This window comes from Spirochaetota bacterium, from assembly GCA_026414805.1.
Taxonomy (GTDB): domain Bacteria; phylum Spirochaetota; class UBA4802; order UBA4802; family UB4802; genus UBA4802.
The window spans coordinates 38,241-50,441 of sequence record JAOAIH010000015.1 but is presented as its reverse complement, the minus strand read 5'-3'; the positions used below and the strand labels follow the sequence as shown (position 1 = coordinate 50,441).

At 35.7% G+C, this 12,201-nt stretch carries 12 protein-coding genes; 5 read left to right on the top strand and 7 right to left on the bottom strand.

Features of this window, described 5'->3' with window-relative positions; translation table 11 throughout:
- The 3 genes from N3F66_04860 to atpC form a co-directional block, all read left to right on the top strand.
- The coding region (locus N3F66_04860; protein ID MCX8123477.1) for a F0F1 ATP synthase subunit gamma at nt 1–431 on the top strand (431 nt) is incomplete at its 5' end.
- Nucleotides 432–478: 47 nt separating this feature from the next.
- Nucleotides 479–1,891, top strand: coding sequence for a F0F1 ATP synthase subunit beta (gene atpD, locus N3F66_04855; GenBank protein ID MCX8123476.1), 1,413 nt, complete (start codon nt 479–481; stop codon nt 1,889–1,891).
- Nucleotides 1,892–1,912: 21 nt separating this feature from the next.
- Nucleotides 1,913–2,311 carry an ATP synthase F1 subunit epsilon gene (gene atpC / locus N3F66_04850; GenBank protein MCX8123475.1) on the top strand — a complete coding sequence of 133 codons (399 nt, stop codon included), beginning with the start codon at nt 1,913–1,915 and terminating at the stop codon, nt 2,309–2,311.
- A gap of 58 nt (nt 2,312–2,369) precedes the next feature.
- Here atpC and N3F66_04845 read toward each other — a convergent pair whose 3' ends face one another.
- The 5 genes from N3F66_04845 to N3F66_04825 all read right to left on the bottom strand — a co-directional run bounded on the left by N3F66_04845 (nt 2,370) and on the right by N3F66_04825 (nt 8,057).
- Complete coding sequence (locus tag N3F66_04845; protein ID MCX8123474.1) at nt 2,370–4,214, bottom strand: fructose-1,6-bisphosphatase; 1,845 nt, start codon at nt 4,212–4,214, stop codon at nt 2,370–2,372.
- Nucleotides 4,215–4,237: 23 nt separating this feature from the next.
- Nucleotides 4,238–4,726, bottom strand: a complete 489-nt coding sequence (locus N3F66_04840; GenBank protein ID MCX8123473.1) for a bifunctional nuclease family protein — start codon at nt 4,724–4,726, stop codon at nt 4,238–4,240.
- 63 nt (nt 4,727–4,789) lie between these two features.
- Nucleotides 4,790–5,677: an alpha/beta hydrolase gene (locus N3F66_04835; GenBank protein MCX8123472.1), complete on the bottom strand. Its 888-nt coding sequence runs from the start codon at nt 5,675–5,677 to the stop codon at nt 4,790–4,792.
- Nucleotides 5,678–5,754: 77 nt separating this feature from the next.
- On the bottom strand, nt 5,755–6,804 hold the full coding sequence (locus tag N3F66_04830; GenBank protein ID MCX8123471.1) for a 3-isopropylmalate dehydrogenase: 1,050 nt from the start codon (nt 6,802–6,804) through the stop codon (nt 5,755–5,757).
- Between the two features lie 230 nt (nt 6,805–7,034).
- Nucleotides 7,035–8,057: an FAD:protein FMN transferase gene (locus N3F66_04825; GenBank protein ID MCX8123470.1), complete on the bottom strand. Its 1,023-nt coding sequence runs from the start codon at nt 8,055–8,057 to the stop codon at nt 7,035–7,037.
- Between the two features lie 229 nt (nt 8,058–8,286).
- Between N3F66_04825 and N3F66_04820 the strand changes: the two genes are divergently transcribed.
- A complete protein-coding gene (locus tag N3F66_04820) occupies nt 8,287–9,684 on the top strand; it encodes a Do family serine endopeptidase (GenBank protein MCX8123469.1) in 1,398 nt (465 codons plus the stop codon).
- On the opposite strand, the gene trpS is transcribed toward N3F66_04820, so the two are convergent.
- Complete coding sequence (trpS, locus tag N3F66_04815) at nt 9,685–10,659, bottom strand: tryptophan--tRNA ligase (GenBank protein ID MCX8123468.1); 975 nt, start codon at nt 10,657–10,659, stop codon at nt 9,685–9,687. It lies immediately after the preceding gene.
- A 192-nt stretch (nt 10,660–10,851) separates the two neighbouring features.
- Here trpS and N3F66_04810 point away from each other — a divergent pair, with 192 nt between their 5' ends.
- Entirely contained in the window at nt 10,852–11,844 is a 993-nt protein-coding gene (locus N3F66_04810; GenBank protein ID MCX8123467.1) for an HD-GYP domain-containing protein, read from the top strand.
- Here N3F66_04810 and N3F66_04805 read toward each other — a convergent pair.
- Nucleotides 11,831–12,172 (bottom strand): STAS domain-containing protein, encoded by a 342-nt coding sequence (locus N3F66_04805; GenBank protein ID MCX8123466.1) that lies wholly within the window; start codon nt 12,170–12,172, stop codon nt 11,831–11,833. The genes N3F66_04810 and N3F66_04805 overlap by 14 nt on opposite strands.
- Nucleotides 12,173–12,201: the final 29 nt, after the last annotated feature.

The following is a 12,201-nucleotide window of genomic DNA, read 5'->3' as shown; positions in this document are numbered from 1 at the left end:
CTGCCAGATTGGGTGATGAAGTGGTTAATATGTTTATCACAGGTGAAGTGGATGAAGTGTATGTTTCATATACAAAGATTATGACACGTTCAACACAAAAGGCAACAATAATAAGATTACTTCCTTTTAAGCCTGAAGGGATAGTAATGAAGGAAACTGCTGAAGAGTTTCATGTAGAATATATCTTTGAACCAAATCCTTACAGAATATTTTCAACATTGTTGCCTTTGTATATTAAAGCTAAAATTTATATGGCGGTTCTGGAATCAGGTTTTTCAGAACACTTTGCGCGTAGAGTGGCAATGAAGAATGCAACAGATGCAGCTAAAGAAATGGTAAGAGATTTAACTATAACATATAACCGAGCGCGTCAGGCCAAGATAACAAAAGAAATCTCTGAAATTGTTGGTGGTGCTGCAGCCCTTGAATAAAGGGTAAATGATATAATACTAATTATTCATGAATTAAGGAGTTAAATATGGCTGAGAATATAGGTAAAGTTGTACAAGTTATAGGATCGACACTGGATGCTGAGTTCCCTGAAGGCAAGTTACCAGCAATCTATAATGCATTAAAACTTGAAGTTGAAGTTATGGGTGAAAAGAAAACCCTTGTATGTGAGGTTGCTCAGCATTTAGGTGGTAACAGGGTACGTGCGGTAGCGTTGGGTTCCACTGACGGTGTAAGAAGAGGCACTCCTATTATAGATACCGGTTCACCTATTACTGTACCAGTAGGAGAAGAAACTTTAGGTAGAGTTTTTAATCTTTTAGGAGAAGTAATTGATAAAGGTGCACCTATAACAGTTAAAGAAAGAAGATCTATACATCAGGAACCTCCAAAGTTTGATCAATTGGAGCCAAAAGCTGAAATATTTGAAACAGGAATTAAGGTTATTGACCTCATTGAACCCTATATCAAAGGTGGAAAGACTGGTTTATTTGGTGGGGCTGGTGTTGGCAAAACCGTTGTTATTATGGAACTTATCAATAACGTTGCTATGCAGCATGGTGGTTATTCAGTATTTGCCGGTGTTGGCGAAAGAACCCGTGAAGGTAATGACCTCTGGCTTGAAATGAAACAGTCGGGTGTTATTAATAAAGCATGTCTAGTTTACGGGCAGATGAACGAGCCACCAGGAGCACGCCTTCGTGTTGCATTGAGTGCATTAACAATGTGTGAATATTTCCGTGACTTATCAGGGCGAGATGTTCTTCTCTTTATTGATAATATATTCAGATTTTCACAAGCAGGTTCGGAAGTATCTGCATTGTTAGGTCGTATGCCTTCTGCAGTAGGTTATCAGCCAACTTTGGCAACAGAAATGGGTGAGCTTCAGGAACGTATTACGTCAACAAAACGTGGTTCAATTACCTCAGTTCAGGCTATTTATGTTCCTGCTGACGACTTAACTGACCCAGCACCTGCAACAGCATTTATTCACCTTGATGCTAGTACAGTTCTTTCTCGTCAGATAGCAGAAAAGGGAATTTATCCAGCAGTTGATCCTCTTGAGTCTTCTTCTCGTATATTAGCTCCAGAGATAGTTGGTGAAGAACATTACAACGTTGCCATGGAAGTAAAACGAATACTGCAGCGATATAAAGATTTACAGGATATCATCGCGATTTTAGGTATGGATGAGTTGTCAGAAGAGGATAAACTTCTTGTACAGCGTGCACGTAAGATTGAGCGATTTCTTTCACAGCCATTCTTTGTTGCAGAGCAATTTACAGGTATGCCTGGCAAATATGTCAAGTTGGAAGATACTATCCGAAGCTTCAAAGGCTTGGTAAATGGTGAATATGACCATTTGCCAGAACAGGCTTTCTATATGGTTGGTACAATAGAAGAAGCAGTTGAAAAGGCCAAAAAGCTTGCTGGTAATTAATAAATTGTAGAGGATAGCACTATGGCAATGAAATTAAATTGCAGTGTATTGACACCAGAACGACAGATATATGAAGGGCAGGTTGATTTTGCTGTTGTACAGGCATATGATGGTGAGATGGGCTTTCTGTATAATCATGCTCCTCTTATTTCTGAACTGGGTACCGGTGAGATACGATTGCGATCGGGAGATAGCACTGAATATTTTTATGTTGATGGTGGATTTGTAGAAATCAAGAATAATTATCTTATCATTCTAGCCCAGGAAGCAATTAGCAAACAGGAGTTGAAGCCAGAGCAGATTGAATCAAAGATAAAAGAAATTGCTGCATTGCCAAAGCCTGAAACTTTTGCAGAACGGCTAAACATTGATATTGAATTGAAAAAGCTAAAAGCTAGATTGAAAGTTGCAAGGAAGTAAACTTAAAAATAATAACAGATAAAAAAAATGGGCAGTTTAAACTGCCCATTTTTTTTAATCATACCATTGAATAATTCAGATTTTTGCTATTTTCTTGATTTGAATTATAGTCAGTATATTGCAGCAGTTTTTCGTAAAGTTCATTTCTTTTTTGAATTAATATTTTACCTGTATAAGTATCTTTTACTCGTAGGGGTATTTCAAAGTTATCAATTACTTCTACCATTAAATTGACCGGTTCTTTTTTCTGCCGTGCTTGAATAGTTTCTTCAGGAGTAGGTAGGATTATTGCATACAATGAATATGGTGTTTGGATTAAAGCATGCCCCCTGTTAAGGTATGCATCTGAAAATCCTCCATCAATGTTAATAGCTCTTCCATCAGGAGATGCAATTTTCTCACCTTTGCGAATGTCTACTGGTGTGTGACCGTACACTATTCTCTCAACGCCAAACTCTTCCATGATTCTATCCATAAATTCTTTTTTAAGTAAATTTTCGCCCCAGTATAATAACTTTTCTTTATGTGCAGTCTTGTCCACAAGAAAATAGCGCTCAAAAGTTTTCATTGCATTTTTACCAAAGAATGGCGATTTTGATCCACACCATAGATAAAACATCAGAGCAAGGTCTTTGGGATCTTGTGGCCTACCTTCAAGATAGTTTTTGCCAATTGTTTTAATTCTATGTTGCAAATAATCAAGTAATGCTTTACCTTTGTAACCTAAAAATTCTTCAAATTGGCCATCAGCTGTGCTTGGTATCAATGCATGAATGTTGAGTATATAATTGTGAATGTGGTATAATTTGCCATGCTCATATAAAAATTCCATTAGATAGCGAACTTTGGAGCTTGTTGTAAATTGATATGCAAGATCATTAATCACATCTTCCTCTTCTGGGGATAATACGGTGGGATTATTAAGGTCAATAGTTGGGAAGTGTGTATCTGTTAAACCGGAAGTATCGTTATTTTTCAACATTTCTGCAAGTTTATGAAGCCATAATCTTGATTCCATATTAAATTCAGGATTTTCTCTAATTGTCTGTTCTTCAAGTTTGAACTGAATAATTGCCAAAGCTTTTTCCATCCTTCGTGATATGTCCATCTTTGCTTTAAAATTTCCTGATATTTCGCCAGTGTATGTTTTTAAAGCAAATTCTTTTAATTTTGTAATATCAATTCCCAATCTGTTAAGAAATGCAAGGTTGTCATATCGGGTACTTATGCGTAAGGCTTCTGCTATAAGAGATTTATTGCCAGCAGCAGCGCCCATCCATAAAATATCATGATTGCCCCATATAAATGTAAGGTAACGCTTAATATCTTTCTGATTCAAAATTCGTATAATTTTATCTGGTTCATCACCTCTATCAAAGACATCACCCAATACTATAAGATGTCCAAGAATAACCTGTTTTACAATTTTACACAATGAGCTTATTATCTTATCTGCTATTAATTCATTTTCATAAACCATATTGGGAACTGGATAATTTAAAATAAGATTTTCTAGTACATGTTTTAAATCTTTATTTATATTATTTCTAATCTCATCAAAATCACGTACATTTTGGACACGATATTGGACAATTCGCACAAGTGAAGATATGATATCTTGTCGGTCAAGCCGATATACTTCATCTTCAAAGTAGCGTTCTTTACGGATTATTCTTCCTAAATAATCAATTTTCTCTTTTGAGAATGTTTTAGGTAACGCTTCATAACATATTCGCCACACAAGTCCAAAACGGCCTTTTAAGATTGAAACAAACCTATCCCCAGCACCATGTGGATCACTTATCCACATGGTAGTATCAATGTATTCGTTTAATCGGGATTCTATTTCGGTAAGATCACGAATAATATTATGAAGTGCTGCAATATTCTTCTCAGAATTCATAAGCCCTCCACATGATTGAAATGTTACATTATTTTTCCACCTACATCGTCTATGTCAATATCTTCAAGGACTTCTTTCATGGTTTCTTTATCTATTTGTGAAAGATTGTCTAATCCTTGAGCTATCGCAAATACTTTCTTTTTGACATATATTGGAACATTTGCCCTTAGAGCTATCGCCATAGCATCACTTGGGCGACAGTCTATAATGATTTCAGAATTATCGGGTGCAATTAAATTGAGTTTAGCAAAATAAATATTATCCTTGAGATCATCAATGATTACAGAAGTTAATGTATACTGAAAAGTTTTAAGCATTGTTATTATCAAGTCATGGGTAAGTGGACGTACAGGTTTTTTACCTTCAAGTTCTATAGCTATAAGGCTTGCTTCAAGAGGGGCAATCATGATTGGCAAGATATTGCCTGTTTCATTATCCTGAAGCACTACAATTGGTGTATTGCTTTCTTCGTCTAATACAATAGTAACTATCTCAACTTTACATAATGACATAGTGCATCCTTTACAATATGTTGTATTCAATATAAAAGGAATACATGAAAAAATCAAGCAAAGTTACTGCTTTTTGGGTTTTATTTTTGAATACAGCTTTTTTGTTAGAATATTCTTAAAATGTAGTGCAACTATATGGCTGTGTGTTTCTTTATTGCTTTCACATTCTATATATTCAGCCAACATAAGATTGTGCAATAATCGTTTTATGTCTTCAGTTGCATGGAGCGTATCCGTTTTTGCTCCAAAGATGTAGCATGGTGTGGATACAAACGGAAGCTTGTCCCAGAGATTATAGTTTTTAAGAGCAAGAGCATTAGGTTTTAGCTTATAAGGATCAGCGGCATTTATTGTATTAGTGTATTTTGCTAGCTGCTCTTTCTCTTTTTGGGCATCTAAACGAAAATTACGTAAATACCATTTAACCACTTCTTTAAGTACATTATACCACGATGCAGGCAGCCGTGGAACAATATCACCAAGAACCGGGGGAAATCTGAATTCGGGAAGTGGGCCAATCAAAAGTGCACATTCAGGCTTACGTGTATTCATTGCCAGATATTCAAGTATTACTGATGAGCCCAGTGAACTCCCTGCCATTACAAAAGTTCTGTTTTTTGGAATAATTTTTTGAATTACTTCATGAAGGTCAAGGACCATTCGCATAACGTTGAATGAGAAATCTTTATATGTTTTACCGTCAGGGATTTTTGATGATGTTTTTTCGCGGGTTTCAATGTACAAAACTCTGTATTCATCTGTTAACGTTCGCAACACATCTTTCCAACCTGTGATATGCGATATCCATCCAGCAACAAAAAAAATTATGGGCTTAGATATAGAATCTTTTTTAGGTATAAAATCTATAACATATAATTCAATCCCATCAGAAACTTGTATATAGTAATCGTTTATTTTTGTGGATGGTATAGTGTATTCAGCCAAATTCATGTGATATCCTCATAAAAAATTAAGGTAAAAACTCTGATGGTAGTATACAGTATCCATCAAAAAATATTCAAGCATTTTCATTGTATACGTTGTGCTATATCAGAGCCCACATCCGAAGTAGTAGCATTTCCACCACGATCAGGTGTCTTAACATTTCCATCTTTTAAGTGTTCAGTAACTGCGATGCGGATTTTTTTGGCTGCATCATATTCACCCAGAAATTCAAGCATAAGAGCAGCGCTGAGTATTGCGGCTATTGGATTTGCAACACCTTTTCCAGCAATATCTGGTGCTGAACCGTGAACTGGTTCAAACATAGATGGATATTTGCGTGTAGGATTTATATTGCCGCTTGCTCCAAATCCCATGCCTCCAACAACTATAGCTGCAATATCAGTGAGAATATCACCAAAAAGATTGGAAGCAACGACTACATCAAACTGCTCAGGACTGCGTACCATATTCATGGCTGCTGCATCAACAAGCATTGATGATGTTGTTACGTCAGGATATTCTCTGGCAACTTCATAAAATACTGTATCCCAAAATACCATGCTATATTTAAGAGCATTTGATTTGGTGATGCTGGTAAGATGTTTACGTGTGCGGCTACGCGCTGTTTCAAAGGCATACCGGATGATTCGTTCGGTACCTTTACGCGAGAAATAATTTATTTGCATTGCAACTTCATCTGGGGTGCCAACGTAATGTCTGCCTCCCAACGATGTATATTCACCTTCGGTATTTTCTCTAATTACTATCATATCTATGTCATAGGGTTTTTTATTTTTTAAAGGTGTATCAACACCTGGATATAATATTGCGGGTCGTATATTTACATACTGGTCAAATGATTTCCGTATAGTTAGCAGAGGTTCTACAGCAATATGATCGGGAGCATTCTTGGTGTTACCTAATGCTCCTAATAGTATTGCATCAAATGATGCAAGAAGTTCCAGATAATTATCAGGTGCACATTTTCCTGTTTTACTGTACATGGTTGTATTCCAGTTGAATGTGGTGTATTCCACGTCAACGTTGCATGCATCAATAACTTTGACTGCTTCGGCAACAACTTCCGGGCCAATTCCATCTCCGGGATAAAGTGCAATTTTGTGTGGCATGATTATCTCCTATTAGTGTAATTTTTTAAATATTACATTATTATTTTGCTAATCAATATATTGTGATATCAGATTTACTGTATACAAACCATAGTATGATATATGTTTGTTAGGAATACTGATAAAAATGACAATTTGCAGATAATATACAATACCTTAAAACCAATGTTAAAATTATATACACATGAAAAACATTCATCTATAAAAAATAGTGCATAAATAATTAAAAATTATTAAAATGATTGTATGGAATAGTGAGGGAAAGTGACTTTTTTAATTAAACTTTGTGATACATGAATATTTAAATCTTTATCAATTATGATGCATTGTAATGCAAGGCGGGGATTTTTTTTGCAAAACAACATAGCTTGCTTTGAACCCATGATAAATAATGCAGTTGCATATCCATCGCAGATAGTAGCATTATTGGAAATAACTGAAACTGAAATAATGTCACTTTGTGCAGGATATCCAGTTTTAGGATTAAAAATGTGATGGTAGCGCGTGCCTTTGTATATTGCATACCGTTCATAGTCGCCGCTAGTGGCAATTGCCTGACCGTTATATAATTTCACAGTGCCGATGATGCCTTCGTTGCGTGGATGTTTAATGCCAATAGTGTAACCATATCCATAATTGTTGCCAATTACTTCAAGGTCACCACCTGCTTCAACTATGCCTTCACGAATGCCATTTTTTCTTAAAGCTATGGAAGCTTGAGCAATTGCATATCCCTTTGCTATTCCACCCAGTCCAATTGTAACACACGGTTTTAGTTTAATTACTTTGTGAGTATAAGCATCAAGGCGAATAGATTTATAACCAACACAATGTAAAAATTTTTTGATAGCGATAGCATCAGGTGGTGTAAATGAGGCTGATTGCAATTGCCATAATTTCCCCACTGATGCAAATGTTATATCAAACAATCCACCAGTAGCGTGCGATATCTCTAATGATTGGCTGATAACATTGAAAGTATCATTATTAATAATAGTTTCTGTATTATTATTGATGCGGGCAACATCACTCTGTGGTTTGTAGGGACTCATTAGTTCCTCTAAGCTGGAAATTATCGTAAAGGCATGGTCGATTGCAGTACGTGCTTTTTCTAATGAATCGCTATCCACACTAATAGTGACGATAGTTCCCATAGCTATTTTTGATAATGAATAGTGTTGTTGACGGGAACAAGAGAGTAATGATTGCAGGAACAGTATAAAGCTAATCAGCGATAATAAATATGAATGTTTCATAGCTTTTGATAACAATATTTTAATTTTATTATGTCAAGAATATAGTGGATTCTGGAATAAATATATCTTTATTCTTGACAATTATCGCAAATATTGTAACAAAACAATATACACAACAACAATATACACAACAAAGTAGAATTTACTATGAGTGTAAGAATATAGATTACACTCGTAATTTAAAATGTAGAATATTGATACAGTAATTTTCAATAAACAGGATGATTATATGAAATTACAATCGTTTGTGACTACCACTGTTGCAATTTTACTATGTGCAGGTACTTTTGTTGATGCAAAACCTGCCAAAAAAACGCAGGATTTGTCAGTAACTAATGATCTGACAAAATTCAATGAACAGCTGGTAAAAGTGACCAATAGTGCTATCCCTACTGTGGTGAGTATATCTGCAGAAAAAAAGACTGGTACTCCAAGGGATAGTAAGCGAATGCCAATGCCGTTTCCAGTGCCAAGGGAAGCCAAAGCAGTTGGATCGGGTGTCATTATTGATAAACGTGGATACATTGTAACCAATAATCACGTAGTGAAAAATACCAAATCTATTACAATTACTTTATTTGATAAGCGGACATTCCCCTGTGAGCTTGTTGGCTCTGACCCTGCAACTGATATTGCAGTCATTAAAATTACTGGTGATGTACCGCAGGATTTACCGGTTGCAGAAATGGCTGATTCTGATAAGTTAAAAGTTGGTGAGATAGCAATAGCAATAGGCAATCCATTTGGATTTGGACATACCGTGACCATGGGTATTATTAGTGCCACTGGGAGGGAAGGGTTTGGACTTGCTGATTATGAATATTTCATTCAAACTGATGCTGCTATAAATCCAGGCAATTCCGGTGGTGCCTTGATAAATATCAATGGCAAGCTTATTGGTATTAATACTGCCATCTTTTCACGCAATGGTGGATATATGGGAATTGGTTTTGCAATACCATCAAATATGGTAAAACAGGTTGTTGATGAACTAATCCTTAAAGGGAAGGTAACGCGAGGGTGGCTTGGTGTATATATTCAGAATATTACTCCCGAGATAGCTAAGAATTTCAAATTTGAGGGTCGTAAAGGTGTTCTGGTTGCTGATATAATGAAAGATTCGCCAGCTAAAAAGGCAAAGATTGAGATTGGGGATATTATAATTTCAGTCAATGGTGCAGAAGTTTCTGATATTAATCAATTACGAAGGTATGTGGCAGGATTAAAGCCTGGCAGCAATGCAAAAGTTAAAATTTATAGAGCAGGGAAAGAGTTAGAACTTGATGTATTGATTGCTGAACTTCCTGCACAGGCTCAAATAACAGAAGAGAAGGCAGAAGACATAGATACAATAGGCATGCGGGTAGGGGATATTACTGAGGAGAATGCATATAAATTCAGAATTACTGATACCACCGGGGTTATTGTTTTGGAAATTAAGGAACAAAGTCCAGCGTATGAAGCAGGGATGATGGTAGGTGATATCATCAAAGAGATTGAAAATACACCTGTAGAAAATGTGGATAAGTATAATGAATTGCTAAAACAATACGAAAAGAAAGAAACGCTGCTGCTTTTGGTAAAGCGTGGTGGAATTCACAAATTTGTCGTCATTAAGAAGCAATAGTTATTGTAAATAATCCAGCCCCACTGCCTTTTTAACTCGCTTAAGAGTTTCCTGAGCAATGGGGCGTGTTTTTTCTGCACCCTTTTTTAAAATGTTTGCAATATCACCTTTGTTGTTTTGCAACTGTTTTCGCTTATCCCTGAATGGAGCAAAATATTCCCAAATCATGCCAAATAATTCTTTTTTAACTTCACCATAGCCAATACCACCTTTGAGGTATCGTTCTTTCAGCTTTTCGGTTTGTTCAGGGTGAGCAAACAATTTGTAGAGTGCAAACAGGTTACATGTATCAGGATTCTTTGGTGCTTCAACTGGAGTTGAGTCTGTAACTATACGCATTACTTTTTTCTTCAATGTTGTTTCATCTTCAAAAATATTAATCGTGTTATTATAGCTTTTTGACATCTTTTGTCCATCGATGCCAGGGATAACTGCAATATCTTCGGATATCATTGGCTCTGGTAGCACAAAAATATCTCCATACATCTGGTTAAATCGTTCGGCAATATCACGTGTTATTTCAAGATGCTGTTTCTGATCTTTGCCAACAGGAATAATTTCAGCATTGAAAAGAAGTATGTCGGCAGCCATAAGTACAGGATATGTAAAAAGGCCTGTATTTGGCACAATGCCCTTTGCAATTTTATCTTTGTAGCTGTGGCTTCGCTCAAGAAGTCCTAATGAAGTATGGCATGACAGTATCCATGCCAGTTCGGTCACTTCCGGTATATCAGATTGCACCCAGAAATGAGCCTTATCCGGGTCAAGCCCAAGTGCAATAAAATCCATGGCAGCATTAATGGTATTTTCAGCTAACTCTTTTGGATTGTGAATGCTTGTTAATGCGTGATAATTTACAATAAAGCAAAAAAGGTCATTAGAATACTGCAGTTCTATCATGGGTTTCATCATGGCAAAGTAGTTGCCAATATGAAGCGTTCCAGACGGTTGTATGCCAGAAAGTATTCTTGACATTTTTTTCACCTTTTTAAGTATGGTCATATCGTTATGAATAAGGATTGTAAACAGGTGTAATAATCATACCATTATCGTCAATAATTAATTTACTGTAGCTATCTGCCAGTTTAAAAAATAATAACAATTATTTGAAATCTGGTATTATTGTAAGTATTTTATTATTACTGATTAAGAATAGAGCATGGTAGTATGGGTGTCACAAATCTTTTTACATACAAATATTTGAAAAGAAAAAAATTAACCATCATTGTATACTTAATAGTATTGTGTGCGATAGTTACTATAAATGTTTTATTTTTGCTTTTTCATCAGTTTGCTTTCAATTACATACCCATTAGTTTATTTGCTGAAATAGTAATATTAGTGTTTGCTAATGTTATGGCATTGAGTATATCATTTGGAATAATAAATAAACTGTTGCAAAAGCGGTACGACGATGTTGCAACTTCACTAATGAATGTATTGAAACAGTTTGAAAAGGGTAATCTTACTTACCCTTTCTCTATTGATAATGGGCGTTTTGACAGTGTTTTGCGATATATACAGAAACTGATGATGAGGCAAAATAATGCTGCAGCAAGTTTTGACGAAAAATTAAATGAAAGGGTATTTGAGATAATTACAGTTTTAATAAGTGCAATGGAGGATAAAGACCCTTACACCAGTGGTCATACTACACGGGTTGCACAATATGCACTGGCAATAGGCAAACGGTTAGGGTTGCCCCAGGAAAAGATGCGATTGCTTAATCATGCAGCTGCAGCTCATGATATTGGTAAAATAGGCATACCAATTGATATTATTGAAAAAAGTAGCCGGTTAACTGAAAAGGAAAGACTCATGATGGAAAGTCATCCAGTAAGAGGCATGAAAATACTTTCATCACTTGAGTATCTAGATGATATTGCATCGATTATTATGTATCACCATGAACGTATTGATGGCAAAGGGTATTATCAGCTCTCCGGTGATAAAATTCCAATAGAATCAAAAATTATAGCTGTTGCTGATGCGCTTGATGCGATGCTCAGTGACAGGCCTTATAGAAAGGCACTATCGCTTCAGGAAGCAAAAAAAGAATTAATTAGAAATAAAGGTACCCAATTTGATCCACAAGTTGTAGATGTGATGATTGAGTTACTTGAAGAAAAGGAACCATTAAAACAGCTTATTGCTTTTTAATATATTTTTTTATAAATTCTTCCTGGGTCAAAATAGAAATGAACTGATCAAGTTTAGCTATCTTGAAAATACTTTCCACGTTTTCATTTATATCATAACACACAAACTCAATATTACTTTTCAAAGCAAGATTCATGCAACGAACCAGTGAACCAATACCTGATGAATCGATATATTTCAAGTCGCGCAGATTGAGGGCAATAATCTTGGGATTGTCTTCGATATGATGACGGTACACCGTTTCAAAGTTATGAACTTCCGAAATGTCATATCGGCCATTTAGTGTGAAAATGAGTAAAGGCCCTTCTTTATGTACATCAATCTGCATGCAATTACTCTAAGTAAATTGGGATAATT

Excerpts from the sequence above, each read along its gene's own strand:
- N3F66_04840 (MCX8123473.1), bottom strand. The coding sequence starts at position 4,726 with ATGTCATTATGTAAAGTTGAGATAGTTACTATTGTATTAGACGAAGAA.
- N3F66_04805 (MCX8123466.1), bottom strand. The coding sequence starts at position 12,172 with ATGCAGATTGATGTACATAAAGAAGGGCCTTTACTCATTTTCACACTA.
- N3F66_04810 (MCX8123467.1), top strand. The coding sequence starts at position 10,852 with ATGGGTGTCACAAATCTTTTTACATACAAATATTTGAAAAGAAAAAAA.
- N3F66_04825 (MCX8123470.1), bottom strand. The coding sequence starts at position 8,057 with ATGAAACATTCATATTTATTATCGCTGATTAGCTTTATACTGTTCCTG.
- N3F66_04835 (MCX8123472.1), bottom strand. The coding sequence starts at position 5,677 with ATGAATTTGGCTGAATACACTATACCATCCACAAAAATAAACGATTAC.
- trpS (MCX8123468.1), bottom strand. The coding sequence starts at position 10,659 with ATGTCAAGAATACTTTCTGGCATACAACCGTCTGGAACGCTTCATATT.
- atpC (MCX8123475.1), top strand. The coding sequence starts at position 1,913 with ATGGCAATGAAATTAAATTGCAGTGTATTGACACCAGAACGACAGATA.
- N3F66_04820 (MCX8123469.1), top strand. The coding sequence starts at position 8,287 with ATGAAATTACAATCGTTTGTGACTACCACTGTTGCAATTTTACTATGT.
- atpD (MCX8123476.1), top strand. The coding sequence starts at position 479 with ATGGCTGAGAATATAGGTAAAGTTGTACAAGTTATAGGATCGACACTG.
- N3F66_04845 (MCX8123474.1), bottom strand. The coding sequence starts at position 4,214 with ATGAATTCTGAGAAGAATATTGCAGCACTTCATAATATTATTCGTGAT.